General features: G+C 65.3%; 23 protein-coding genes. 19 read left to right on the forward strand and 4 right to left on the reverse strand.

Features of this window, described 5'->3' with window-relative positions; genetic code table 11:
* Nucleotides 1-3 precede the first annotated feature (3 nt).
* Nucleotides 4-393, reverse strand: a complete 390-nt coding sequence (gene rpsF, locus ACAM51_RS05855) for a 30S ribosomal protein S6 (RefSeq protein ID WP_094285575.1) — start codon at nt 391-393, stop codon at nt 4-6.
* A gap of 309 nt (nt 394-702) precedes the next feature.
* Between rpsF and grpE the strand changes: the two genes are divergently transcribed.
* From grpE to dnaJ, 3 genes are all read left to right on the forward strand, one after another.
* Complete coding sequence (gene grpE / locus ACAM51_RS05860; RefSeq protein ID WP_218340129.1) at nt 703-1,254, forward strand: nucleotide exchange factor GrpE; 552 nt, start codon at nt 703-705, stop codon at nt 1,252-1,254.
* Between the two features lie 94 nt (nt 1,255-1,348).
* Nucleotides 1,349-3,304: a molecular chaperone DnaK gene (gene dnaK, locus ACAM51_RS05865; protein WP_218295558.1), complete on the forward strand. Its 1,956-nt coding sequence runs from the start codon at nt 1,349-1,351 to the stop codon at nt 3,302-3,304.
* 89 nt (nt 3,305-3,393) lie between these two features.
* Entirely contained in the window at nt 3,394-4,539 is a 1,146-nt protein-coding gene (gene dnaJ / locus ACAM51_RS05870) for a molecular chaperone DnaJ (protein ID WP_218295559.1), read from the forward strand.
* A 40-nt stretch (nt 4,540-4,579) separates the two neighbouring features.
* On the opposite strand, the gene ACAM51_RS05875 is transcribed toward dnaJ, so the two are convergent.
* The gene (locus ACAM51_RS05875) at nt 4,580-5,518 is read right to left on the reverse strand and encodes a transglycosylase SLT domain-containing protein (RefSeq protein ID WP_369642980.1); all 939 of its coding nucleotides are present in this window, start codon (nt 5,516-5,518) and stop codon (nt 4,580-4,582) included.
* Between the two features lie 245 nt (nt 5,519-5,763).
* On the opposite strand from ACAM51_RS05875, the gene ACAM51_RS05880 reads away from it, so the two are divergent.
* The 6 genes from ACAM51_RS05880 (at nt 5,764) to leuB (ending at nt 11,646) form a co-directional block, all read left to right on the forward strand.
* A complete protein-coding gene (locus tag ACAM51_RS05880) occupies nt 5,764-7,134 on the forward strand; it encodes an MBL fold metallo-hydrolase (RefSeq protein WP_218295561.1) in 1,371 nt (456 codons plus the stop codon).
* A gap of 139 nt (nt 7,135-7,273) precedes the next feature.
* Complete coding sequence (locus ACAM51_RS05885; protein ID WP_218295562.1) at nt 7,274-8,227, forward strand: LysR family transcriptional regulator; 954 nt, start codon at nt 7,274-7,276, stop codon at nt 8,225-8,227.
* A 32-nt stretch (nt 8,228-8,259) separates the two neighbouring features.
* On the forward strand, nt 8,260-9,681 hold the full coding sequence (gene leuC / locus ACAM51_RS05890; RefSeq protein WP_218295563.1) for a 3-isopropylmalate dehydratase large subunit: 1,422 nt from the start codon (nt 8,260-8,262) through the stop codon (nt 9,679-9,681).
* A 12-nt stretch (nt 9,682-9,693) separates the two neighbouring features.
* Nucleotides 9,694-9,819, forward strand: a complete 126-nt coding sequence (locus ACAM51_RS05895) for an entericidin A/B family lipoprotein (protein ID WP_010463809.1) — start codon at nt 9,694-9,696, stop codon at nt 9,817-9,819.
* Nucleotides 9,820-9,832: 13 nt separating this feature from the next.
* Nucleotides 9,833-10,483, forward strand: coding sequence for a 3-isopropylmalate dehydratase small subunit (leuD, locus tag ACAM51_RS05900; protein ID WP_218340124.1), 651 nt, complete (start codon nt 9,833-9,835; stop codon nt 10,481-10,483).
* Nucleotides 10,484-10,572: 89 nt separating this feature from the next.
* Entirely contained in the window at nt 10,573-11,646 is a 1,074-nt protein-coding gene (gene leuB, locus ACAM51_RS05905; RefSeq protein ID WP_218295565.1) for a 3-isopropylmalate dehydrogenase, read from the forward strand.
* Between the two features lie 75 nt (nt 11,647-11,721).
* On the opposite strand, the gene ACAM51_RS05910 is transcribed toward leuB, so the two are convergent.
* Nucleotides 11,722-12,396, reverse strand: a complete 675-nt coding sequence (locus tag ACAM51_RS05910; protein WP_218340123.1) for a dihydrodipicolinate reductase C-terminal domain-containing protein — start codon at nt 12,394-12,396, stop codon at nt 11,722-11,724.
* A 367-nt stretch (nt 12,397-12,763) separates the two neighbouring features.
* On the opposite strand from ACAM51_RS05910, the gene asd reads away from it, so the two are divergent.
* From asd to accD, 7 genes are all read left to right on the forward strand, one after another.
* Nucleotides 12,764-13,894 (forward strand): aspartate-semialdehyde dehydrogenase, encoded by a 1,131-nt coding sequence (asd, locus tag ACAM51_RS05915; protein WP_218340122.1) that lies wholly within the window; start codon nt 12,764-12,766, stop codon nt 13,892-13,894.
* Between the two features lie 289 nt (nt 13,895-14,183).
* On the forward strand, nt 14,184-16,844 hold the full coding sequence (locus ACAM51_RS05920; protein ID WP_369642981.1) for a FimV/HubP family polar landmark protein: 2,661 nt from the start codon (nt 14,184-14,186) through the stop codon (nt 16,842-16,844).
* 49 nt (nt 16,845-16,893) lie between these two features.
* On the forward strand, nt 16,894-17,715 hold the full coding sequence (truA, locus tag ACAM51_RS05925; RefSeq protein ID WP_369642982.1) for a tRNA pseudouridine(38-40) synthase TruA: 822 nt from the start codon (nt 16,894-16,896) through the stop codon (nt 17,713-17,715).
* Nucleotides 17,712-18,467, forward strand: a complete 756-nt coding sequence (locus ACAM51_RS05930; RefSeq protein ID WP_369642983.1) for a phosphoribosylanthranilate isomerase — start codon at nt 17,712-17,714, stop codon at nt 18,465-18,467. Before truA ends, ACAM51_RS05930 begins: the two co-directional genes overlap by 4 nt.
* On the forward strand, nt 18,445-19,722 hold the full coding sequence (gene trpB / locus ACAM51_RS05935; protein ID WP_218295571.1) for a tryptophan synthase subunit beta: 1,278 nt from the start codon (nt 18,445-18,447) through the stop codon (nt 19,720-19,722). The genes ACAM51_RS05930 and trpB overlap by 23 nt, the downstream gene beginning before the upstream one ends.
* Nucleotides 19,719-20,528 carry a tryptophan synthase subunit alpha gene (gene trpA / locus ACAM51_RS05940; RefSeq protein ID WP_218295572.1) on the forward strand — a complete coding sequence of 270 codons (810 nt, stop codon included), beginning with the start codon at nt 19,719-19,721 and terminating at the stop codon, nt 20,526-20,528. Before trpB ends, trpA begins: the two co-directional genes overlap by 4 nt.
* Before the next feature lie 176 nt (nt 20,529-20,704).
* Entirely contained in the window at nt 20,705-21,577 is an 873-nt protein-coding gene (gene accD, locus ACAM51_RS05945) for an acetyl-CoA carboxylase, carboxyltransferase subunit beta (protein ID WP_369642984.1), read from the forward strand.
* Between the two features lie 242 nt (nt 21,578-21,819).
* Here the strand turns inward: accD and ACAM51_RS05950 are convergent, their stop codons facing one another.
* The gene (locus tag ACAM51_RS05950) at nt 21,820-22,368 is read right to left on the reverse strand and encodes a YggT family protein (RefSeq protein ID WP_218295574.1); all 549 of its coding nucleotides are present in this window, start codon (nt 22,366-22,368) and stop codon (nt 21,820-21,822) included.
* A gap of 79 nt (nt 22,369-22,447) precedes the next feature.
* Here ACAM51_RS05950 and ACAM51_RS05955 point away from each other — a divergent pair, with 79 nt between their 5' ends.
* The 3 genes from ACAM51_RS05955 (at nt 22,448) to ACAM51_RS05965 (ending at nt 26,363) form a co-directional block, all read left to right on the forward strand.
* Nucleotides 22,448-23,086, forward strand: a complete 639-nt coding sequence (locus ACAM51_RS05955; protein WP_369642985.1) for an LON peptidase substrate-binding domain-containing protein — start codon at nt 22,448-22,450, stop codon at nt 23,084-23,086.
* A gap of 62 nt (nt 23,087-23,148) precedes the next feature.
* Nucleotides 23,149-25,065 carry a polysaccharide biosynthesis protein gene (locus ACAM51_RS05960; RefSeq protein WP_369642986.1) on the forward strand — a complete coding sequence of 639 codons (1,917 nt, stop codon included), beginning with the start codon at nt 23,149-23,151 and terminating at the stop codon, nt 25,063-25,065.
* The gene (locus ACAM51_RS05965) at nt 25,059-26,363 is read left to right on the forward strand and encodes a nucleotide sugar dehydrogenase (RefSeq protein WP_369642987.1); all 1,305 of its coding nucleotides are present in this window, start codon (nt 25,059-25,061) and stop codon (nt 26,361-26,363) included. The genes ACAM51_RS05960 and ACAM51_RS05965 overlap by 7 nt, the downstream gene beginning before the upstream one ends.
* Nucleotides 26,364-26,367: the final 4 nt, after the last annotated feature.

Below are 26,367 nucleotides of genomic sequence, written 5' to 3' on the forward strand. Positions count from 1 at the left end.
GGATCAGCGCTCGCCGCGCTCGCCGCCGGCCGCAGCGTATTCAGCTTGGCTGGCCTTGCGGGCTTCTTCGCGCTCGACGGTCTTCATCATGGAAGACGGGCCGGTATCGGCCTTCTTCTTCTGAACCGTCAGGTGGCGCAGCACGGCGTCGTTGAACTTGAAGGCGTGCTCCAGTTCAGCCATCACGGCCTGGTCGGCTTCGATGTTCACGCACAGGTAGTGGGCCTTGGCCAGCTTGTTGATCAGGTACGCCAGTTGACGGCGGCCCCAGTCTTCCACGCGGTGCACCTTGCCACCGCCAGCGGTGATCATGCCCTTGTAGCGCTCCAGCATGGCTGGAACCTGTTCGCTTTGATCCGGATGGATCAACAAAATGATTTCGTAATGACGCATGCATACTCCTTTTGGGTAAGACCACCTGCTGCGTCGTGAGCAGTGTGGCAAGGCAAAGCCGGCAATTATAGCCCGCTCCTGGCCGCTTGTACACTCAGGAGCTTTCCAAGAGCGGCATCCCTCCCGAAAATGCGGCCTTGTCGCGCCCTGGCCCTTGCAAATCCGCCGGGCGGGACGACATGCTTTACAGCAAAACACGCCGGGCATGGGCCCACAGCCACATGCCCCTTCGCCAGACCTTGAAATGCGCGGGCATGTCCCCACCTCCCGCGCGTACTACTGTTTGTTTATCCACTTTTAGACCACGACATGTCAGACACCAGCCAACCCATCCCCCCACAGAGCGCCCCCGCCCCCGAAGAAGTTGAAGCCGCCATGGCAGCCCACGCCTCCGACGAGCTGGCGCGGCTGCAGGGCGAGCTGGCCGAACTCAAGGCCAAGAGCGCTGACCTGGCCGACCAGTTCCTCCGTGCCAAGGCCGAGGCCGAGAACGCCCGCCGCCGCGCCGAAGACGAGGTCTCCAAGGCGCGGAAATTCGGCATCGAGAGCTTTGCCGAAAGCCTGCTGCCCGTGGCCGACAGCCTGGATGCCGCGCTGGCCATCAAGGAAGCCACGCCCCAGCAGCTGCGCGAGGGCGCCGACGCCACCCTGCGCCAGCTGACCTCGGCCCTGGAGCGCAACAAGGTGCTGGCCATCAACCCTGCCGCCGGCGCCAAGTTCGACCCCCACCAGCACCAAGCCATCAGCGTGGTGCCTGCCGAGCAGGAAGCCAATACCGTCGTGGCCGTGCTGCAAAAGGGCTACGTGATCGCCGAGCGCGTGCTGCGCCCGGCGCTTGTCACCGTCACGGCCCCGAAGTAAATCCTCAAATAAATCAGCACGGATGACTTGAACCCCCACGAGTTATCCACAAGTTACTAGCCATCCAAACCATTCCAGCATTCGGAGAAAAATCATGGGAAGAATCATCGGCATTGACCTCGGTACCACCAACAGCTGCGTGTCCATCATGGAAGGCAACACGACGCGCGTGATCGAGAACAGCGAAGGCGCGCGGACCACGCCCTCCATCGTGGCCTACCAGGAAGACGGCGAGATCCTCGTCGGCGCCTCGGCCAAGCGCCAGGCCGTGACGAACCCCAAGAACACGCTGTACGCCGTCAAGCGCCTGATCGGCCGCAAGTTCACCGAGAAGGAAGTGCAAAAGGACATCGACCTGATGCCCTACAAGATCGTGGCAGCCGACAACGGCGACGCCTGGATCGAAGTGCGCGGCAACAAGCTGTCGGCCCAGCAGGTGTCCGCCGACATCCTGCGCAAGATGAAGAAGACGGCCGAGGACTACCTGGGCGAGCCCGTGACGGAAGCCGTCATCACCGTGCCCGCGTACTTCAACGATGCACAGCGCCAGGCCACCAAGGACGCCGGCCGCATCGCCGGCCTGGACGTCAAGCGCATCATCAACGAGCCCACCGCCGCGGCACTGGCCTTTGGCCTGGACAAGCAGGAAAAGGGCGACCGCAAGATCGCCGTGTATGACCTGGGTGGCGGCACGTTCGACGTGTCCATCATCGAAATCGCCGACGTGGACGGCGAAAAGCAGTTCGAAGTTCTGTCGACCAACGGCGACACCTTCCTGGGCGGCGAAGACTTCGACCAGCGCATCATCGACTACATCATTGACGAGTTCAAGAAGGAGTCGGGCGTCAACCTCAAGAACGACGTTCTGGCCCTGCAGCGTCTTAAGGAAGCGGCCGAGAAGGCCAAGATCGAGCTGTCGAACTCGGCCTCGACCGACATCAACCTGCCCTACGTGACCGCCGATGCCTCGGGCCCGAAGCACCTGAACATCAAGCTCACGCGCTCCAAGCTCGAAGCACTGGTGGAAGAGCTGATCGAGCGCACCATCGCCCCCTGCCGCATGGCGATCAAGGACGCCGGCGTGTCGGTCTCCGACATCCATGACGTGATCCTGGTGGGCGGCATGACGCGCATGCCCAAGGTGCAGGAGAAGGTCAAGGAATTCTTCGGCAAGGAACCCCGCAAGGACGTGAACCCCGACGAAGCCGTGGCCGTGGGCGCCGCCATCCAGGGCCAGGTGCTCTCGGGCGACCGCAAGGACGTGCTGCTGCTGGACGTGACGCCACTGTCGCTGGGCATCGAGACGCTGGGCGGCGTGATGACCAAGATGATCACGAAGAACACGACCATCCCGACGAAGTTCGCGCAGACCTTCTCGACGGCTGACGACAACCAGCCCGCCGTGACCATCAAGGTCTACCAGGGCGAGCGTGAGATGGCCACGGGCAACAAGCTGCTGGGCGAGTTCAATCTGGAAGGCATTCCACCCGCATCGCGCGGCGTGCCGCAGATCGAGGTGTCGTTCGACATCGACGCCAACGGCATCCTGCACGTGGGCGCCAAGGACAAGGGCACGGGCAAGGAAAACAAGATCACCATCAAGGCCAACTCCGGCCTGTCGGAAGAAGAAATCCAGCAGATGGTGAAGGACGCCGAGCTCAACGCCGCCGACGACAAGAAGAAGCTGGAGCTGGTGCAGGCCCGCAACCAGGGCGAGGCCGCCGTGCACAGCGTGAACAAGAGCCTGGCCGAACACGGCGACAAGCTCGACGCGGGCGAGAAGGATGCGATCACCGCCGCCGTGAAGGCGCTGGAAGAAGTCCTCAAGGGCGAGGACAAGGCCGCGATTGACGAGAAGACCACGGCCCTGATGGCCGCCAGCCAGAAGCTGGGCGAGAAGATGTATGCCGACGCACAGGCAGCGCAGGCGGCAGCCGGCGCCGGTGCGGGCGACGCATCGGGTGGTCAGCAGGCATCGTCCTCCTCCAGCAGCAAGCCCGACGACGACAACGTGGTCGATGCCGAGGTGAAGGAAGTCAAGAAGGGCTGAACACGCCCCGTTTGACCCGAGCCGCCGCGCGAGTTTCCTGACAGGGGGGCTTGCGCGGCGTTCCTGTTCCAACCGGGCTCAGAAAGACCATGTCCAAACGAGACTTTTACGAAATCCTGGGCGTTCCCAAGAACGCCTCGGACGAAGAAATCAAGAAGGCCTATCGCAAGCTGGCGATGAAGCACCACCCCGACCGCAACCAGGGGGATGCGGCCAAGCCTGCCGAAGAGAAATTCAAGGAGGCCAAGGAGGCCTACGAGATGCTCTCCGACCCGCAAAAGCGGGCCGCGTATGACCAGTACGGCCATGCCGGGGTGGACCCCAACATGCGCGGCCCCGGGGGCCCGGGCGCGGAAGGCTTCGGCGGGTTCGCCGAGGCCTTCGGCGACATCTTCGGCGACATGTTCGGCCAGCAGGGCGGGCGTGGGCGCGGTGCTGGCGGACGCCAGGTGTACCGGGGCAGCGACCTCAGCTACGCCATGGAGATCACCCTGGAAGAAGCCGCGCGCGGCAAGGATGCGCAGATCCGCATCCCCTCGTGGGAAAGCTGCGACACCTGCCACGGCAGCGGCGCCAAGCCCGGCACCAGCGCCAAGACCTGCGGCACCTGCCAGGGCGCGGGCACGGTGCAGATGCGCCAGGGCTTCTTCAGTGTGCAGCAGACCTGCCCGCACTGCCGCGGCACGGGCAAGATCATTCCCGAACCCTGCACCACCTGCCACGGCCAGGGCAAGCTCAAGAAGCAAAAGACGCTGGAAGTGAAGATCCCCGCCGGCATCGACGACGGCATGCGCATCCGCAGCACGGGCAACGGCGAACCAGGCACCAACGGCGGCCCGCCCGGCGACCTGTACATCGAGATCCGCCTGAAGAAGCACGACATCTTCGAGCGCGACGGCGACGACCTGCACTGCCAGGTGCCCGTGAGCTTCATCACGGCGGCGCTGGGCGGCGAGATCGAGGTGCCGACGCTCGCGGGCAAGGCGGCCATCGACATCCCCGAAGGCACCCAGGCCGGCAAGCAGTTCCGCCTGCGCGGCAAGGGCATCAAGGGCGTGCGCGCCAGCTACCCCGGCGACCTGTACTGCCACATCGCGGTGGAAACGCCGGTCAAGCTCACCGAGCACCAGCGCAAGCTGTTGCGCGAGCTGGAAGACTCCCTCAAGAAGGGTGGCGCCCGCCACTCGCCCAGCGGCGAGAGCTGGACGGACCGGCTGAAGAACTTCTTCAGCTGATCCGGGCGCCAGCGCCTGCCAAAAACCGCCTGCGGCCTATCTACGGCCCAGGCGGTTTTTTTGCGCGCGCCGACGCCAGCGATGCAGGGCCGGCCACAGGCCGCTCGTGCTGCGCAGAGCGGTAAAAACCCAGGATGCGGCGCACGTACTCGCGGGTCTCCGCATAGGGAGGAACACCGCCGTGGCGCTCCACGGCCTTTTCGCCGGCGTTATAGGCGGCCGATGTCAGGGCGACATCGCCGGCAAAACGGTCCAGCAGCCAGCGCAGATAGGCCAGCCCGCCCCGCACGTTCTGCTCGGGGCTCCAGGCGTCCCGGACGCCAAAACGCTCCGCCGTCTCCGGAATCAGCTGCATCAGCCCCTGCGCATTGCGGGGCGACAGCGCACGGGCCTGGAAGTTGGACTCCGACCGCACGATGGCCAGCGCCAGCCGTGGGTCCACGTCGAAGCGGGGCGCGAGCCGCTGCACCAGTTCCGCGTGGCGGCGCTTGTCGTCCGGCAGGTTGCTCACGTAGCGGTCCACCACCTCCTGCGGCACCACCTCCTGGGCGGAGTCCCTGACCTCCAGCCGAGGGGCCTCACCCGTGGTGAGGCAGTCGGGGAGGTGGTCGCCGGGCACCATGCCCTGCGCCAGGCTGCGGGCCTTCTCATGCCCACGCTGGGCGGCCATGGCGAGCAGGGTGGCCGCCGCTGCAGGATCGGGCACCACGTCACGTCCATGCAGCAACAGGCGGCCCAGGCGGTACTGCGCCTCCACGCTGCCATAGCGCGCCGCGTCGCAATACCGCGAGGCAGCGCGGTGCGGCTGGCGCCGCACCTCCGCGACGTAGCCCTCTTCCAGCCAGCGCGACAGCACGGGGGGCTCGTCGGCCCACTCGGGCGGCTCGTCCGGCACCTGCGCGTGCACACCCGTGCCCCCGGCGATCAGGACCGCCGCCAGCACGGGACCGTGCGCTGGAGAGGAAAACCAGGGTTGCATGCCAGAACCCGCCTGCGGAGACAACCGCCCAAAACCGCTCACCCGAGTGGAAGCGGCGCCCCACGGTAGCACCGAAGTCCCCATGGCAACAGGAAAACATTGCCAGCCGCCATTTCTTGATCTGAGGCAAGAAGCCGCCGGCAGGCCGCCCCCGCCCACCCGCCCGCGAAGTAGCATGGAAATCCACGCTGCCGCCCTCCAGGGCGGCACCACGGCCCCAGGACCATCGCGCAGGAGCATCCGGCATGAACAACGACGTCAACCTCACCTTCCTGGGCGGCTCCGGCACGGTCACAGGGTCCAAATACCTGGTCCGCCACAACGGCAGGTGCCTGCTGGTCGATTGCGGCCTGTTCCAGGGGTACAAGCAGCTGCGCCTGCGCAACTGGCAGCCCTTGCCCGTCACGCCCCGGCAGATCGACGCGGTGGTGCTGACCCATGCGCACCTGGACCACAGCGGCTACCTGCCCCTGCTGGCCCGCGACGGCTATGCCCGCGCCATCCACTGCACACCGGCCACACGCGACCTGTGCACCATCCTGCTGCCCGACAGCGGACACCTGCAGGAGGAAGACGCCGCGTACCTCAACCGGCACCAGCTCAGCAGCCACACCCCCGCCCTGCCCCTGTACACCCGGCTCGACGCACTGCACTGCCTCAAGCAGTTCCAGGTCCATGCCTTCCACCAGGTGTTCGAGCCCCTGCCGGGCTGGCGCGTGACCTTTTCCCCCGCAGGCCACATCCTGGGGGCGGCCAGCGTGCTGCTGGAAGTGGGGGGCCGCCGCATCCTGTTCTCGGGCGACCTGGGGCGGCCCGACGACCTGCTCATGAACCCGCCCGATGCTCCGCCCCCGGCGGACACGGTCCTCATCGAGTCCACCTATGGCGACCGCGAGCACCCCGCAGAAGACTTGCAGGGCGAGCTGGGCGCCGCCCTGCAGCGCCTGGCGGCCCGTGGCGGCATTGCCGTGGTGCCGGTGTTCGCCGTGGGCCGCGCGCAGGTGGTCCTGCATGCCATCGGCCAGCTCAAGGCGCGCGGGGTGGTGCCCGCCTCGCTCAAGGTGTTTTTGGACAGCCCCATGGCGGTCAGCACCACGGGGCTGTTCCAGCATCACATGCAGGAACACCGGCTGAGCGGCCGCGAGGTGCAGGCGCTGGAACATGGCGCCACCATGGTCCAGACGCCCGAACAATCCAAGGGGCTGGCCAGGCTGCATGGCCCCATGGTCATCCTGTCGGCCAGTGGCATGGCCACGGGGGGCCGCGTGCTGCACCACCTGGCGCTGCACGCGGGTGACCACCGCAACATGGTCATCCTGACCGGCCACCAGGCCCCCGGCACCCGGGGCGCGCGCCTGGCGGCGGGCGAAAAGAACATCCGCATCCACGGCCAGGACGTGGCCGTGCGCGCGGAGGTGGTGCATCTGTCGTCCGCCTCGGCGCATGCGGACGGCCACCAGCTCATCGCCTGGCTGCGCAGCATGGGCCATGCGCCGGACCAGGTGTACGTGGTGCACGGAGAAATGGGCGCCGCCGACATGCTGCGCCAGCGCATCGAGCACGAACTGCGCTGGCACGCCCTGGTGCCGGAGCACGGCAGCACCTGCGCCGCCTGAGCCTCCGGGCTTCTTGAGCACGCGTCGCCCGCTGGGGTCACAGCGGAGCGGCAGCCCAGCCATCGCGCACAACGATGGCGACCAATTCATAATAGGAAGAAAATACAGAACCTTCTCTTTTCGAGAAGACAATGACACGATGAAAAGCTCCGAGCGCAGTTTTGCGCGCCGTATCGACCTGACCTCGCTGCAGCTGTTTGTGGCGGTGTGCGAGCTGGGCAGCATCGGCCGGGCGGCCGAGCGGGAGTTCATTGCCGCATCGGCCGTGAGCAAGCGCCTGTCCGACCTGGAAACAGCCGTGGACACCGCCCTGCTCTACCGCCACAGCCGCGGCGTCACGCTGACGCCCGCGGGCGAAAGCCTGCTGCACCACGCGCGCACCGTGCTGTTCGGGCTCGAACGCATGCAGGGTGAACTCAGCGAATACGCCGACGGCGTGCGTGGCCATGTGCGCATGCACGCCAACATCTCGGCCATCTTCCAGTTCCTGCCGGAAGACCTGGGCGCGTTCGCCCGGGAGCACAGCCAGATCAAGATCGACCTGCAGGAACACCTGAGCAGCGACGTGCTGCATGCCGTGCAGGAGGGCGCGGCGGACCTGGGCATCTGCAATGTCAGCATGGCCAGCGGCAACGGCGCCATGGAACTGCAAAGCCGCCCGTACCGCGCCGACAACCTGGTGCTGGTTGTGCCGCAGGCGCATGAACTGGCGGGACGTGACGCCATCAATTTTGAAGACATCCTGGACTGGGACATCGTTGGCCTGCATGCCAACAGCAGCATCAGCCTGGCCATGCGCTCGGCGGCTGCGGCGGCCGGGCGCCCGCTGCGCCAGCGCATCCAGGTCACCGGGCTGGACGCCATGTGCCGGATGATCGACAGCGGCCTGGGCGTGGGCTTGCTGCCCGACCGCGCCTTTGAGCTCATGCGCGGCGTGGGCCGGCTGCAGGCCATTGCACTGACGGACGCCTGGGCCCACCGCGAGCTGCGCGTGGTGGCCCGCGATTTCGATGCCCTGCCCGTCACCGCCCGTCTGCTGGTGGAGCACCTTGCTCCCCGCGCCGCGGCCGTGTCGCCCGGGCCCCAACACTAAAATCACCCCACCTGAAGGAAGAGAGCCACCCCATGGGACGCACCCTGTACGACAAGATCTGGGACGAACACGTCGTCCACACCGAAGAGGACGGCACTTCCATCCTCTACATCGACCGCCACCTGGTGCACGAAGTCACCAGTCCGCAGGCCTTCGAAGGCCTGCGCGAGGCGGGCCGCAAGGTCTGGCGCATGAGCTCCATCGTGGCCACGGCCGACCACAACACGCCGACGACGGGCTGGGAGGCAGGCTATGACGGCATCACCGATCCGATCAGCAAGGAACAGATCACCACGCTGAACGACAACATGGCGCAGATCTCGCCCGCTGCGTTCTTCCCGTTCATGCACAAGCGCCAGGGCATCGTGCACGTGATCGGCCCGGAGAACGGCGCCACCCTGCCCGGCATGACCGTGGTGTGCGGCGACAGCCACACCAGCACCCACGGCGCATTTGGCGCGCTGGCCCACGGCATCGGCACCAGCGAGGTCGAGCACGTGATGGCCACGCAAACCCTGCTGGCCAAGAAGGCCAAGAACATGCTGGTGCAGGTGGACGGCACGCTCGCCAAAGGCGTGACCCCCAAGGACGTGGTGCTGGCCATCATCGGCAAGATCGGCACGGCCGGCGGCACGGGCTACACCATCGAGTTTGCGGGCTCCGTCTTCCGCGCCATGAGCATGGAAGGCCGCATGACCGTGTGCAACATGGCCATCGAAGGCGGCGCGCGTGCGGGCCTGGTGGCGGTGGACGACAAGACCATTGACTACGTCAAGGGCCGCCCCCTCTCGCCCACGGGCGTGGAATGGGACCAGGCCGTGGCGTACTGGAAGACCTTGCATTCGGATGCCGACGCGAAGTTCGACACCGTCGTCAAGCTCGACGCCGCCGACATCGTGCCGCAGGTCACCTGGGGCACCTCGCCCGAGATGGTGCTGGGCGTGGACGCCCGCGTGCCCGACCCCGACAAGGAAAAGGACGCCAACAAGCGCGGCGCCATCGAGCGCGCGCTGACCTACATGGGCCTGCAGCCGGGCAAGCCGATCAACGACATCACCATCGACAAGGTGTTCATCGGTTCGTGCACCAACAGCCGCATCGAAGACATGCGCGAAGCCGCCGCCGTGGTGAAGAACCTGGGCCGCAAGGTCGCCAGCAACGTGAAGCTGGCCATGGTCGTGCCCGGCTCGGGCCTGGTCAAGGAACAGGCCGAGCGCGAAGGCCTGGACAAGATCTTTGTGGCCGCGGGCTTTGAGTGGCGCGAACCCGGCTGCTCCATGTGCCTGGCCATGAATGCCGACCGCCTGGAGCCCGGCGAGCGCTGCGCCAGCACCAGCAACCGCAACTTCGAAGGGCGCCAGGGCGCTGGCGGCCGCACGCACCTGGTGAGCCCCGCCATGGCCGCCGCCGCCGCCGTGCACGGCCACTTTGTGGACATTCGTCAATTTGCCTGAAGGAGCCCTGTCATGAAAAAGACCGCAACCCTCATCGTGCTCGCCATCACCTTCGTGCTGGCCGGCTGCAACACCGTCAAGGGCGTGGGCCAGGACGTACAGCGTGCCGGCGGCGCCCTCGAGCGCGCCGCCAAGTAATCCAGAGAACGCCATGCAGAAATTCACCTTGCTCAAAGGCCTCGTGGCCCCGATGGACCGCGAGAACGTCGATACCGACGCGATCATCCCCAAGCAGTTCCTCAAGTCGATCAAGAAGACCGGCTTTGGCGTGAACCTGTTCGACGAGTGGCGCTACCTGGACCACGGCGAGCCCGGCCAGGACCCCGCCAGCCGCAAGCCCAACCCCGACTTCGTGCTGAACCAGCCGCGCTACGCGGGCGCCTCCGTGCTGCTGGCGCGCAAGAACTTCGGCTGCGGCTCCAGCCGCGAGCACGCGCCCTGGGCGCTGGACCAGTACGGCTTTCGCGCCGTGATCGCGCCCAGCTTCGCCGACATCTTCTTCAACAACTGCTTCAAGAACGGCCTGCTGCCCATCGTGCTGCCCGAGGCCACGGTGGCCCAGCTGTTCGACGAAGTGCTGGCCTTCCCCGGCTACCAGCTCACCATCGACCTGGAGCGCCAGGTCATCGTGCGTCCGCAGGGCCAAGAGATTCCGTTCGAGGTGCAGGCCTTCCGCAAATACTGCCTGCTCAACGGCTTTGACGACATCGGCCTGACCTTGCGCCAGTCCGACAAGATCAAGGCCTTTGAAGTAGAGCGGCTGGCCACCAAGCCCTGGCTGGCGCACACCATGGTGTCGTGAGACGGCGCAGGCATCCAAAATATCATTCAAATTGGCTTCTAGCGCTTTACCCATAAGCGCTGATAGCTATCAAAAACAAAGCAAATTCAATGAAAATCGCAGTTCTGCCGGGTGACGGCATTGGCACCGAAATCGTCTCTGAAGCCGTCAAGGTTCTGGAGGCCCTGGAACTCCCGTTCGAGATGGAATCCGCCCTGGTGGGCGGCGTGGCGTACGACGCGCACGGCCATCCACTGCCCGAGTCCACGCTCAAGCTCGCCAAGGAAGCCGACGCCATCCTGTTCGGCGCCGTGGGCGACTGGAAATACGACAAGCTCGACCGCCCCCTGCGCCCCGAACAAGCCATCCTGGGCCTGCGCAAGAACCTGGGCCTGTTCGCCAACTTCCGCCCCGCCATCTGCTACGAGCAGCTGGTGGGTGCATCCAGCCTCAAGCCCGAGCTGATCGCGGGCCTGGACATCCTCATCATCCGCGAGCTGACGGGCGACATCTACTTCGGCCAGCCCCGCGGCCGCCGCGTGGCCACCGACGGCCACTTCCCCGGTGCCGAGGAAGCCTTCGACACCATGCGCTACAGCCGCCCCGAGATCGAGCGCATCGCCCACGTCGCCTTCCAGGCTGCGCGCAAGCGCAACAAGAAGGTCACCAGCGTGGACAAGGCCAACGTGCTCGAAACCTTCCAGTTCTGGAAGGACGTGGTCACCGACGTGCACAAGGAATACCCCGACGTCGAGCTGCAGCACATGTATGTCGATAACGCCGCCATGCAGCTCGTGAAGGCGCCCAAGGCGTTCGACGTGGTGGTCACGGGCAACATGTTCGGCGACATCCTGTCGGACGAAGCCTCCATGCTCACCGGCTCCATCGGCATGCTGCCCTCGGCCAGCCTGAACAGCACCAACCAGGGCCTGTACGAGCCCAGCCACGGCAGTGCGCCGGACATCGCCGGCAAGGGCGTGGCCAACCCGCTGGCCACCATCCTGTCGGCCGCGATGATGCTGCGCTTCAGCCTGAACCAGGAAGCCGCCGCCCAGCGCATCGAAGCCGCGGTGCAGAAGGTGCTGGCCCAGGGCCTGCGCACCCCCGACATCTACAGCGAAGGCACCACCAAGGTGGGCACGGCGCAGATGGGCGATGCAGTGGTCAAGGCGCTGGCCGCCTGAACCCCACCGCCCGGCGGTCACGAAAAAGCGCCGGTCCTCCGGCGCTTTTTTATTGTTGTGGCGCCCGCGTGCCGCCTACACCCACGCGTTGTCGATGAACTCCATGATGGAATAGCACCGGTTTTCCAGCGGCCGCTCGCGCACGGCCGCCACGATGTGCGCGACACCCTCCGCATACGGTGCATCGCCATAGACACGGGTTTCCAGCGTCACGCTGCACGCGCCATCCTCGATCAGCACCCGGTGGTAAGCGTGGCGGGCGAGATGCTCCTGGGGAATGTGCAGCACGTCCCGTTGCACCCCGGCATCGCGCACGGACCGGATGTCCCCCGGCGCCAGGCCCAGTGCCTGCGCCATGCTGACGGCCGTGCCCGGCACCGAGGACTTCTGGGCCTGGTGGGATTCGGTCAGCCCGGTGCGGTAGCCGCGAAACAGAGGCCCGCTGCGCTCCAGCATGGCCATGAACTTGAGCATGAGGATGTTGGTGTTCGGACACAGGACGACCGGAAAACCCACCACACGCCCTTCCAGCCCGGACCCGGTGGCCAGTTCTACCAACGGGGAGTGCGTGGATTCGCAAAAGGCGCAGGCAGCCTCCAGCTCCCTGCCGGAACCGGCATGCAGCACGACAGATTTTTCTGCACGCTGCCCCTCACCGGCCCATGGCAAAACCTGCGCTTCGCCACGGGCAGGCAGCGCCCCCAGAAGCTCCTTGGCCAGCTTGCCTGACCCCACAACGATGACTTGCATTTCTACTTTCGAATTGAACAAAGGAGGCAAAGGCAGCACTGTAGACCGCCGCACCGGCGTGGCGCGCGGCCAGCCCGGCTGGGCGGGCTCTTTTTGCGCCGCCCACGGAGGGCGCGCGCCGCAGGGCCGCCAGCGCACCCGGATCCAGGCCGTATCCGGTACAATATTCGCCTATGTTTGCCGCCCGCCCGTTCGCCCTGAACATCGCACCCGCCGCCCTGGCCGGTGTGGCTGCGCGCGCAACCATCACCAAAACCACGACCATTAAGGGCTGACTCAGCCTGGTTCGTCGTGCGCCCTCCCTGGCCAGACGAGCCAGGCGAGCAGTCCGGTCTGGCACTGTTTCTTATTTAGAAAGGGCGTTGAAATGAGCAAGTTGGTAGGGTTGGTTGGCTGGCGCGGAATGGTCGGCTCGGTCCTGATGGACCGCATGGCGCAGGAGAAGGATTTCGACCTGATCGAGCCGATGTTCTTCTCCACCTCGAACGCAGGCGGCAAGGCTCCCGCGCAGGCAAGGAACGAGAGCACCCTGCAGGACGCGTTCGACATCGAGGCCCTCAAGCGCTGCGAAATCATCATCACCGCCCAGGGCGGCGACTACACCAACGAGGTCTATCCCAAGCTGCGCGCCGCCGGCTGGAACGGCCACTGGATCGACGCCGCCTCCTCCCTGCGCATGGAGAAGAACGCCGTCATCGTCCTGGACCCGGTCAACATGCCCGTGATCAAGAACGCCCTGGCCCAGGGCGGCAAGGACTGGATTGGCGGCAACTGCACCGTGAGCTGCATGCTGATGGGCGTAGGCGCCCTGTACAAGGCGGGTCTCGTGGAATGGATGAGCACGCAAACCTACCAGGCGGCCTCCGGCGGCGGCGCGCAGCACATGCGCGAGCTGCTCACGCAGTACGGCACGCTCAACGCCGAAGTGAAGGCCCTGCTCGATGACCCCAAGAGCGCCATCCTGGAAATCGACCGCAAGGTGATCGCCAAGCAACGCGCCCTGACGGGCGCTGAAACCGCCAACTTCGGCGTGCCGCTGGGCGGCAGCCTGATCCCCTGGATCGACAAGGACCTGGGCAACGGCATGTCCAAGGAAGAATGGAAGGGCATGGCGGAAACCAACAAGATCCTGGGCCAGGGCGAGGGCTTCAGCGCCCCCGCCGTGCCGGTGGACGGCTTCTGCGTGCGCGTGGGCGCCATGCGCTGCCATAGCCAGGCGCTGACCTTCAAGCTGAAGAAGGACGTGCCCCTGGCGGACCTGGAGGCCATGATCGCCGCCGACAACGAGTGGGTGAAGGTCGTGCCCAACACCCGGGAAGCCACCATCAAGGACCTGACGCCCGTGGCGGTGACCGGCACCATGGACATCCCCGTGGGCCGCATCCGCAAGCTGGCCATGGGGCCTGAATATGTCGGCGCGTTCACCATTGGCGACCAGCTGCTGTGGGGCGCGGCCGAACCGCTGCGCCGCATGCTGCGCATCCTGCTCGACGCCTGAGCTCCGGCCCCCCGAAAAGCGCGCGCAGCCCCGGCTGCGCGCGCTTTTTTGCGCCAGGGGTCTTGACACACTCAGTTACGCCACGTTGGCAATTGGCAACATCTTGGCGCCCCAACTTGGGGCGCCAGGACCCCTCTCAAAGCTTCGGCGCCACCTCAGCTTGTCAGTGCAAAACATTGATGCTATGGTGCTTTTTACATATTTTCACGCGCCGGGGCGGGACCAGACCATGAGAAAAAAAGCACCGCTCGACCGAGCCGCACAAAAACCTACTCAGTTGTTGGCAAACATGCATCGTTGGAAATTCTCTGCCCTGGCGGCGGCAGCCGTAGTGTCGGCCGGCTTGTACGCGGGCGACGCCTCGGCCCTGGCGCTGGGCCGCATCACCGTGCAGTCTGCCCTGGGCGAGCCCCTGCGCGCCGAAATCGACCTGCCCCAGATCACTCCCGCCGAAGCGGACAGCTTGCGGGCCACCACGGCCTCCCCGGACGTGTTCCGCGCCCAGGGCATGGAATACACGCCCACCATCAACAATCTGCAGATCCAGCTGCAGCGCCGCCCGGATGGCACGGCCGTGCTGCGCCTGACGAGCAGCCGGCCCGTGAACGAACCCTTCCTCGACCTGGTGCTGGACGCCAACTGGGGCTCGGGCCGCATCGTGCGCAGCTACACCATGCTGTTCGACCCGCCCACGCTGCGCCGTCCCGCGCCAGCGGTGACGGCCTCTCCGCAGCTGCCTGCGCCGGCCACCCAGCAGGCCCCTGCCGTGCGCGCGCCGGTCGCCCCGCGGGCCAGCGAATCCCCCGCAGCGGCGGCCCCTGCCGCACCGCCGACGCCGCGTCCGCCAGCCGTGGCCGCCCGCCCCGCCCCCGCCGATGGAGTCAGGGTGCAGGCAGGCGACACGGCGGGCCGCATTGCGAACGCCCACCGCCCCGCCGACGTGTCCCTCGACCAGATGCTGGTCGCCATGATGCGCGCGAACCCCGATGCCTTCATCCAGGGCAATGTCAACCGCCTGAAGGCTGGCGCGGTCCTGCAGATGCCCGACCAGGCTGCGGCGCAGTCCACGCCGGCACCCGAGGCGCGTCAGATCCTTGCCGCGCAGGCCCGGGACTTCAACGAATTCCGCCGCAAGCTGGCGGGTGCCGCCCCCACCGCCGCGGTCGCCGCCGCAGAACGCTCGGCCTCCGGCGCGGTGCAGGCCCGTGTGGAGGACAAGAAACCTGCCACGGCCGCGCCCGACAAGCTCACGCTGTCCAAAGGTTCCGTCAAGGGCCAGAAGGCGGCCGAGGACCAGCTCGCCAAGGACAAGCAAGCCGGAGAGGCCGCCACGCGCATGGCCGAGCTGTCCAAGAACATCACGGACCTCAACAAGCTGGGCGCCGCGTCGGCCGCTGCGGGCAGCGCCGCACCGGCGCCCGCCGGCGCCGCCAGCGCTCCCGCCGCGGTGGCAGTGCAGGCACCCGCCGTTCCTGCCACGCCCACGGCCCCTGCCGTGCCGGAAACCCCGGCACCAGCCCCCGCTCCCGCAGCCAGCGCGCCGGCAGATGCAGCCGTGCCGGCGGAAGCCGCGTCCGAGCCTGCCTCCGCACCCGCTCCGGCCGCATCGGCGCCAGCGAAGCCAGTCCGCGTTCCCGCACCGGCTCCCGCACCAGTTGAAGAGCCGGGTTTCCTGTCCGGCCTCATGGACGACCCGCTGCTGCCGCTCGCCGGTGGCGGGCTCCTGGCCTTGCTGCTGGGCTATGGCGCCTACCGCGTGGTTCAGCGCCGCCGCCAGAATGCGGGCGTCGACAGCTCCTTCCTGGAAAGCCGCATCCAGCCGGATTCGTTCTTCGGCGCCAGCGGCGGGCAGCGCGTCGATACCGCCAACAGCGAGATGACCACGGGCTCGTCCATGGCCTACTCGCCCAGCCAGCTCGATGCCGGCGGCGACGTGGATCCTGTGGCCGAAGCCGACGTGTACCTGGCCTATGGCCGTGACCTGCAGGCCGAGGAAATCCTCAAGGAGGCGATCCGCCACAACCCTGCCCGCGTGTCGGTGCATGTGAAGCTCGGTGAGATCTACGCCAAGCGCCAGGACCGCAAGGCCCTGGAGGCGGTGGCAGGGGACGTGTTCAAGCTGACCCAGGGCGAAGGCCCGGACTGGAACCGCATTGCCGAGCTTGGCCGCGATCTGGATCCCGAAAACCGCCTTTACCAGCCTGGCGGCCGCCCAGGCATGGCCGAGGACGAGTCGCCATCGCTGCCCCCAGGCGGATTCCCGAGCACGTTCACGGGCGTGGGCGGTGCGGCGGCGACGGCTGCGTTGCCCCCCGACCTGGACCTTGACCTGGATCTGGACCTGCCCGACGACGCGCTGACCGATGCACCAGCGGTGGCTCCGGCACCTCCCGGCGGATTTGCCGCAGCGGCAGCCGCGGCCGCGGCATCGGGCGGCGCCCGCCGCGCAGCGGACCCGGCCGATGAGCCGCAGACACTGCGCCCTGAACTGGACCTGCCGGAGTTGCCGTCGGCGACCGCTCCCGCCTGGAATGCGCCAGAAGTGGCACCAGCCTCGGGCACGATGGCGCCTCCGCCCGTGGCCAATCTGGACTTTCCTTCGGCGGACGACCTGAGCATGGCACCCTCGGGCCCCATGCCGCTCACCGCGGATGCCCAGGACTCCGGCCCGATGGAGTTTGACCTCGGCGACCTGTCGCTGGACCTGAACGCCCCCTCCAAGCCCATGGCGGCCCCCGCAGCCAAGGCCCCTCTGCCGGCCCCTGAATTGAGCGACGACGGCTCGGCGGCGGCGCAGGACGACCCACTGGCCACCAAGCTCGCGCTCGCCGAAGAGTTCAATGCCATCGGTGATACGGATGGTGCACGCACGCTGATCGAAGAAGTGGTTGCCGAGTCCAGCGGCGCGCTCAAGACCCGCGCCCAGCGCATGCTGGCCGAACTGGGTTGATGCGGCCCGCCCCGCAGGCCGCCCCCGCCCGCCCCCAGGCCGCCACTCCATGACCCGGGTGGCGCTGGGTGTCAGCTACAACGGCCAGGCCTACAGCGGCTGGCAAAGCCAGCTGTCCCGCGACACCATTCAAGACAAGCTCGAAGCGGCCCTGGGCCGCTTTGCCACGCACCCTGTGAGCACGCTGTGCGCAGGCCGCACCGATGCGGGCGTGCATGGGCTGATGCAGGTGGTGCACTTCGACACGCCACTGAACCGCCCCTGCGCTTCGTGGGTGCGCGGCACCAATACCTTCCTCCCTGCCGACATTGCCGTGCAATGGGCGCAGCACGTGCCGGACAGTTTTCACGCCCGGGCCAGCGCCGTCGCGCGGCGCTATGCGTATGTGCTGCTGCAATCACCCGTGCGGCCCAGCGTGGACTCGGGGCGCGTGGGATGGGTATTCCACCCGCTCCATCACGATGCGATGCGCCAGGCCGTAGACCACCTGCTGGGCGAACATGACTTCACCTCGTTTCGTGCATCCGCGTGCCAGGCCAAGTCGCCCGTCAAGACCCTGCAGCGCATCGATATCTCGCGCCGGGGCCTCAACGCCCCGCACCCGGAACTGGGTTGGAGTTCCTGCTACTGGCGCTTCGAGTTCGAGGCCAACGCGTTCCTGCACCACATGATCCGCAACATCATGGGCTGCCTGGTGGCCGTGGGCCAAGGCAAATACCCTCCGCAGTGGGTAGCGCAGGTACTCGCGGCAAGATCGCGCGACGCCGCGGCACCCACGTTCTCTCCGGATGGACTGTATTTTCAAGGCCCTGTCTACGACGCCTCGTGGGGCCTGCCCCAGCGCACGGCTGCGTATGATTGGCTGCCATGAAAGCCAAAGAAGTCCCCTCCCCGGCCCGCACCCGCATCAAGATCTGTGGCCTGACCCGCGAAGAAGACGTCGACGCGGCCGTGGCGGCTGGCGCGGATGCCGTCGGATTCGTGCTCTACGCGCCCAGCCCACGTGCCGTGACACCCGAACGCGCGGCACAGCTGGCCAGGCGCCTGCCCCCTTTTGTCACGCCGGTTTTGCTCTTCGTGAATGAAACCGCTCCCAAAGTGATAGCTGCCAGCGCTTTGATAGCGGGTGCCACCGTGCAATTTCATGGTGACGAGACGCCCGAGGATTGCCTGGCCGCCACCGGCCAGGGGGCACGGCCTTACCTGCGGGCCGCGCGCATTCCCCTTGGCGACGGTGCGGCACGGTTCGACCTCGTAAAATACGCGCACGATTACTCCCACGCCCAGGCCATCCTGCTCGACGCCCATGTCGAGGGGTACGGCGGCGGCGGCAAGGCATTCAATTGGTCACTCCTTCCACCAAGCGTCAGCTCTCACCTCGTTTTGTCTGGTGGACTCACGCCTGCAAACGTGACCGATGGCATTTTGCAAGTCCGCCCGCGTTGCAAGACGCTGGCGGTTGATGTCAGCTCCGGCGTCGAGGCCGTAGATCCGAACAGCCCCGATGGCAAGCCCCTGAAGGGCATCAAGGACGCCGGAAAAATCCATCGGTTCATCGCCGCCGTGCGCGCGGCCGATGCCCAACTTGCAAAGAACCCTCATGAATTCCTATCAGCAACCTGATGCTTCAGGCCATTTCGGCTCCTACGGCGGCAGCTTCGTCAGCGAGACACTGACCCACGCCATCCAGGAACTGCGCGAGGCGTACGCCCGCTACCAGAACGACCCAGAGTTCCTCGCAGAATTCCACTACGAGCTCAAGCACTTCGTGGGCCGCCCATCGCCCGTGTACCACGCCGCGCGCACCAGCCGCGAAACGGGCGGCGCGCAGATCTACCTCAAGCGCGAAGACCTCAACCACACCGGCGCCCACAAGATCAACAACGTGATCGGCCAGGCCATGCTCGCCAAGCGCATGGGCAAGCCCCGCATCATTGCCGAGACGGGCGCCGGCCAGCACGGCGTGGCCACGGCCACGATCTGCGCGCGCTACGGCCTGGAATGCGTGGTCTACATGGGCAGCGAGGACGTGAAGCGCCAGAGCCCGAACGTCTTTCGCATGAAACTGCTGGGCGCCACCGTCGTGCCTGTCGAGTCGGGCAGCAAGACCCTGAAGGACGCGCTCAACGAGGCCATGCGCGACTGGGTGGCCAATGTGGACAACACGTTCTACATCATCGGCACGGTGGCGGGCCCGCACCCCTACCCGATGATGGTGCGCGATTTCCAGAGCGTGATCGGCAAGGAAGCCATCGAACAGATGCCCCCCATGCTCGCCGCGCAGAAGATCGCCGCCGAGCAGCCCGATGCCGTGATCGCCTGCGTGGGCGGCGGCAGCAATGCCATGGGCATCTTCCATCCGTACATCCCGTTCGAGAAGACGCGCCTGATCGGCGTGGAGGCCGCCGGCGAAGGTCTGGACAGCGGCAAGCACTCGGCATCGCTGCAGCGTGGCTCCAGTGGCGTGCTGCACGGCAACCGCACCTTCATCCTGCAGGATGCCAACGGCCAGATCACCGAAACGCACAGCATCAGCGCGGGCCTGGACTACCCCGGCGTAGGTCCCGAGCACGCATGGCTGCAGGAGATCGGACGCGCCGAGTACGTGGGCATCACCGACCAGGAAGCGCTGTCCGCCTTCCACCACCTGTGCCGCACCGAAGGCATCATCCCGGCGCTGGAATCGAGCCACGCCTTCGCCTATGCCCTCAAGCTTGCACCCACGATGCGGCCGGACCAGTCCATCCTGGTCAACCTCTCGGGCCGGGGCGACAAGGACATCGGCACCGTGGCCGACCTGTCAGGAGAAGATTTCTACGACCGCCCCTCCATGCGCGGCCTGACCGTCAAGGGCGCCCCAGGAGACGCCAAGCCATGAGCCGCATAGACACCACTTTCGAACAGCTGAAAGCCCAGGGCCGCAAGGCGCTGATTCCCTATGTCACCGCCGGTTTTCCGTTTGCCGACATCACGCCCGCCCTCATGCACGGCATGGTGGAGGCCGGTGCCGACGTGATCGAACTGGGCGTGCCCTTCTCCGACCCCATGGCCGACGGCCCCGTCATCCAGAAGGCGGGCGAAAAGGCGCTGGGCCTGGGTGTAGGCATGGTGCAGGTGCTGGACCACGTGCGCGAGTTCCGCAAGCGCAACAGCACCACGCCCGTGGTGCTGATGGGCTACGCGAACCCGGTGGAGCGCTATGACCAGATCCACGGCGCAGGCGCCTTTGTGCGCGACAGCGCCGAGGCCGGTGTCGATGGCGTGCTCATCGTGGACTACCCGCCCGAGGAATGCGAGGCCTTCGCGGCCAGCCTGCGCGCGCACGGCATGGACCTGATCTTCCTGCTGGCCCCCACCAGCACGGATGAACGCATGGCCCAGGTGGCGCGCGTGGCCAGCGGCTATGTGTACTACGTATCGCTCAAGGGCGTGACCGGTTCGGGCGCGCTCGACACCTCGGCCGTGGAGCAGATGCTGCCCCGCATCCGCCAGCATGTGACCATCCCCGTGGGCGTGGGCTTCGGCATCCGCGATGCGGCCACGGCCCAGGCGATCGGCAAGGTGGCGGATGCCGTGGTCATCGGCAGCCGCATCATCCAGCTCATCGAGGACCAGGAACACGCCAAGGTGGTGCCCCTGACCATCGACTTCCTGCGCGGCATCCGCAAGGCTTTGGACGCGTAGAATAAAGAGCATCCCCCTGAGCGGCTTTGCCGTTTCCCCCTTCTCTCGCGCTTTGCGCGGGAAGGGGGACGCTCCCAGCGCGGCGGGGCGGCCCTTGCGCGGGAGCCGTGGCCTTTGGGCCGCGCCAGTTTCAAGGCCGTGCCGCCGCTGCTGGCCCATTCATACAGAGGAAAACCATGTCCTGGCTCGAAAAACTTCTGCCCTCCAAGATCCAGCAAACGGACCCCACCGAGCGCCGCCAGGTGCCTGAAGGCCTGTGGATCAAGTGCCCGAGCTGCGAGACGGTGCTTTACAAGGCCGATCTGGAGCACAACCAGAACGTCTGCCCCCACTGCAGCCACCACCACCGCATCGGCGCCCGCGCGCGGCTCAATGCCTTCCTGGATGCCGAAGGCCGCTACGAAATCGGCCAGGAAGTGCTGCCGGTGGACGCCCTCAAGTTCAAGGACAGCCGCAAATACCCCGAGCGCCTGAAGGAAGCCCTGGAGAACACCGGCGAGACCGACGCCCTCATCGTCATGGGCGGCGCGGTCAAGAGCATCAACATGGTGGCCGCGTGCTTCGAGTTCGACTTCATGGGCGGCTCCATGGGCTCCGTGGTGGGCGAGCGCTTCGTGCGGGGCGTGGAAACCGCCATCGAACAGAAAGTGCCTTTCATCTGCTTCACCGCCACCGGCGGCGCGCGCATGCAGGAAGGCCTGCTGTCGCTGATGCAGATGGCCAAGACCAATGCCGCCCTGACCCGCCTGGCCAAGAAGGGCCTGCCCTACATCAGCGTGCTGACCGATCCGACCATGGGCGGCGTGAGCGCGGGCTTTGCCTTCGTGGGCGACATCGTGATCGCCGAGCCCAAGGCCCTGATCGGCTTTGCCGGCCCGCGCGTGATCGAATCCACCGTGCGCGTGACCCTGCCCGAGGGCTTTCAGCGCGCCGAGTTCCTGCAGACCAAGGGCGCCGTGGACTTCATTTGCGACCGCCGCGAACTGCGCAACACCGTGGCCAGCAGCCTGGCCATGCTGCAGCGTCTGCCCGCCGATGCAGTGATGTAAGTCATCCAAGCGACAGCGGGTCCGCAAAGTAACTCACGAGGAGATCGCTTCTTTTTTGATAGCTGTCAGCGCTTACCAGATAAGCGCCAGAGGCATATTTTATCAGCCCCCCCGCACAGCACGCAGCCGTTGATACCGGCGCGGTGCCTGCCAGAGAGGGCAAGGAAGGGCTGCCCCGCAGCGAGGCCCGCGTCCCCCTCATCCCCTTGAGGGGGAAGGCGCCGACGGCGACTCAGGGGGGGTTACCTCATCACGCTGGCCTGCAGATGGCCCAGCACGATCATGGCCACCTGCAGCAGCACCAGCACGGCCAGGGGCGACAGATCGATCCCTCCGACCAGCGGGATGATGCGGCGAAATGGCCGCAACACCGGTTCGCACAGCCGGGCGATCACGTCCGAGAGTTGCGACCGTGCCTGCACCCAGGACATCACGGCATGGACGATCAGGAGGCCGATCAGCCCCGACACCGCCACACGCGCCAGCCCGAACAAGGCAAGCCACGGCAGCCACGCCCATGCGGACGCCGCGCCCAGCAGGAGCGTGAGCAGGAAATACTGCAGCAGTTGCAACAGCGCGGCCGCGACGAGGCTTGACACATCCCAGCGCCCCACGGGCCGAATCACCTTGCGCAGCGGCATGACCAGCCAGTCCGTCAGTGCAAAAACCAGCCCGCCGACAGGGTTGGAAAACGGGATGCGCTGCCATTGCATATACAGGCGCAGCAGGCAGGCCCCCGTGAGCAGGCCACCAACAACGTCGAGCAGGAATGAGGCGATCTGGTAGAGCATGGATGAGACAAAAGCAGTGGCGCGCAGCAAAAGCCGACGGTGTCGTGGGATGATAGCGGGCGAAGGCACCCACGCGCCCATGACCCCACCCCTCACCTTGTCGTCCCTGCCGCTTTTCCCATTGGGCTCCGTCCTGTTCCCGGACGGAATGTTGGCTCTGCGGGTGTTTGAGATGCGCTATCTTGACATGGTGCGCAAGTGCCACCAGGCAGGCGCACCTTTCGGCGTGGTCGCCCTAACCCAAGGCCGCGAAGTGCGCCAGGCCGGCGCGCCAGAAGAACGCTTCAACGATGTCGGCACCCTGGCCATGATCGAGCAACTGGAGACACCCCAGCCCGGACTGATCACCCTGTCATGCCGTGGTAGCCAGCGCTTTCGCATTACCCAGCGCCATCACCTACCCCACGGCCTGTGGATTGCCGACGTGGGCCACATCGAACGGGATCTGACAATACCGGTTCCAGACGATCTCAAAAAGGCGTCAACCGCCTTGGCTCAGGTCTTGCACACACTGCAGCTGCGCGACCCCAATATGCCCAGCTTGATTACACCCACCGCGGCGCAACTGAATGATTGTGGCTGGGTAGCGAACCGTTGGTGCGAACTGCTGCCTGTGCCCCTGGAATTGAAACAACGGCTGATGGAGCTGGACAATCCGCTGGTGCGCTTGGAGTTGGTGGGGGATGTGTTGGAGCGGACGGGGATAGCGCAATCTTGATGAGCATGCCCCCACTTGACAATGCTTCAGCTACGTCATCGCCAATGGCACTTAGTACGCCCATGCTGAGCGCCATCCTATCGTGGCCACGGTCCACCAAGCGGATTTTCGTAGTGAGCTTGGATCTGTGCATGAGCCTTGCTGCGATGTGGCTGGCTTTTACCCTGCGGTTGGATACACCACATTGGCCCACCGGACTGCAATGGTTGGTTTATGGCATGGGGCCTGCCTTAGCGCTGCCTATATTCATCCACGCGGGCTTGTACCGAGCCATCTTTCGTTACACCGGAATTGCCGCACTCATCACCACAGGCAAAGCCGTTGCTCTATACGGTGCCCTACTGTTCAGCATTTTGCTCCTAGCTCAATGGGAGGGAGTGCCGCGCAGTGTTGGCGTGCTGCAACCGCTGATTCTGCTTCTGGTGGTGGGCTCCAGCCGAGCGCTGGGATGGTTCTGGTTGGCCGGTAGACCGCGCAACGCGACGCATCGACTACTCATTTATGGAGCCGGCAGCGCAGGCGCGCAAACCGCCGCCGCTATGCAGAACATGCGACAGTATCAGTTGATGGGATTTGTGGACGACGACCCCAGGAAGGCGGGTAGCACCATCAACGGCGTGCGCGTGTGCAGTCCCAACAACCTGCCTGAGCTGATCGAACAACTAAAGGTCACTGACATACTTCTCGCACTGCCCAGCACCACACGCCAGCGCAGACACCAAATCATTCAGAACCTTGGTAGCGCGGCCGTACGTGTGCGCACCCTGCCTGGGTTGTCTGACTTGGCTAGCGGTCGCGTTACCGTGACGGACTTCCAGGAGTTGGATATCGAAGACCTACTGGGCCGCGAACCCGTCGCCCCCCAACCCAGCCTTATAGGAAGCGATCTTTCAGAGCAAGTGGTGCTGGTCACGGGAGCAGGCGGCAGTATCGGCAGCGAGTTGTGCCGCCAGATCGTGAACGAAAGACCAGCGCGGTTGCTGCTCGTGGACCACAGCGAATACGCGCTCTATGCCATCCACCACGAACTGCAGGCGCTGCGCGACCAGGGTGCGCATGCTTGCGAACTGGTACCACTGTTAGCCAACGTGGCCAACCCGCACCGCATGGCCGATATCTGCCGCACGCACCGACCCTGCTCGATCTACCATGCAGCCGCCTACAAGCATGTCCCCATGGTCGAAGCAAACGTGAGCGAAGGCGTGCTCAATAACGTTTTCGGCACGCTCAACATGGTGCACATGGCCCTGGAATGTGGCACCCGCAATTTCGTACTCGTTTCCACCGACAAGGCCGTGCGCCCCACCAACGTCATGGGGGCGACCAAGCGCGTAGCCGAGCAAGTGCTGCAAGCCATTGCCGCCAGCCGAAAGTCACCGCTTAGCGGAGCGCAGGCAGAAACCTACGCCCACTGGTCCTGTCCCACGCGCTTTTCCATGGTGCGTTTTGGTAACGTGCTGGGTTCCAGCGGGAGTGTGATTCCGCTGTTCCGGCGCCAGATCGCAGCAGGAGGCCCACTCACAGTCACGCACCCTGAAGTGACGCGCTATTTCATGACAATTCCCGAGGCAGCACAGCTTGTGCTGCAGGCGGGAGCCATGGCCGAAGGCGGGGACCTGTTCCTGCTTGACATGGGGGAGCCCATCCGTATCCTTGACGTGGCACGACGCATGGTGGCTCTGTCTGGCCTGACGGTGCGCGATGCAGAGCATCCACAGGGCGACATAGCCATTGAGTTCACTGGACTACGCCCTGGTGAAAAACTGTTTGAAGAACTTCTGATCGGTGACAACCCCCTAGCCACGGCGCATCCGCGCATCACGAGGGCACGCGAGGACTTCTGCCCGTGGCAGGAATTGCAAGTCATATTGCAGCCTCTGCACGAAGCTGCCAAGAAGAATGACGAAGCCGAACTAAAGCACTTACTCTCTCGGCTAGTGCATGGCTATCAAACAGAACAAACGAAGATCCAATGCTGACCCTTATCACGACACAATCCAAAATTGCCATCATTGGTCTTGGATACGTAGGTTTGCCACTGGCCGTAGAGTTTAGTAGGCATCATCCCGTCGTAGGCTTCGATACCCACCAGCAACGCATCCTGGAATTGCAAGCAGGCTACGACCGCACGCATGAAACAAGCGCACAGCAATTGGAGGATGCCTCGCAGTTGCAATACAGTTCAAATCCCGACGATCTGCAAGACTGCAATGTATACATCGTGACGGTTCCTACGCCCGTAGACGATGCCAATCGTCCAGACCTGTCCATGCTGATCAACGCAAGCCAATCCGTGGGACACGCCATGCGCTCAGGCGCCTTGGTGATTTATGAGTCTACGGTCTACCCGGGCGTCACCGAGGAAGTCTGTGTGCCAGTGCTGGAGAAATATTCCGGACTGCGCTTCAACCGTGATTTCTTCTGTGGCTACAGCCCAGAGCGTGTCAATCCGGGCGACAAGGTCAATACAATCACGCGCATTCGCAAGATCACCAGTGGCAGCACCCCCGAAGCCGCAGAGGCTGTCGATCAACTCTACTGCCGCATCATCACGGCAGGCACTTACAAGGCTCCCAGCATCAAGGTGGCAGAAGCCGCCAAAGTCATAGAGAACACACAGCGTGACTTGAACATCGCTCTGATGAACGAGCTTTCGATATTGTTCGACCGCTTGGAAATCGACACGCTCGACGTACTCGAAGCTGCAGGCAGCAAATGGAACTTCGTCCCTTTTAGGCCCGGTCTTGTCGGCGGGCATTGCATTGGCGTTGATCCATACTACCTGACTTACAAGGCCGAGCAGGTGGGCTATCACCCGCAAATCATCCTGGCAGGTCGGCGCATCAATGACAACATGGCAGGCTATGCCGCGCGCAACACGATCAAGATGATGTTGCATGCGGGCATGGACGCACCCCGCTGCAAAATCGGCGTGCTGGGCATTACCTTCAAGGAGAACTGTCCAGACATTCGCAACAGCAAGGTGGTAAACCTGGTGCGCGAATTGGAAGCCTGGGGTATGGAGGTGGTCATCTCAGATCCCATTGCCAACGCAGCGGAGGTGCACCACGAATACCAGTTGACTTTGGGTCTGGTGGATGAAGACCATCCCGTAGACGCTCTTGTAGTTGCGGTTGGACACAATAGCTACCGAGCTTTGAGCGCAAGTCAGCTTCGCTCATACTGCCGTCACCCCAACCCGGTGCTGGCCGACATCAAGTCACTTTACGACCGTGAGGAACTGTTCCTGGCGGGATTTACCGTCTACCGACTCTGAGCCC

Source organism: Acidovorax sp. A79 (assembly GCF_041154505.1).
GTDB lineage: Bacteria > Pseudomonadota > Gammaproteobacteria > Burkholderiales > Burkholderiaceae_C > Acidovorax.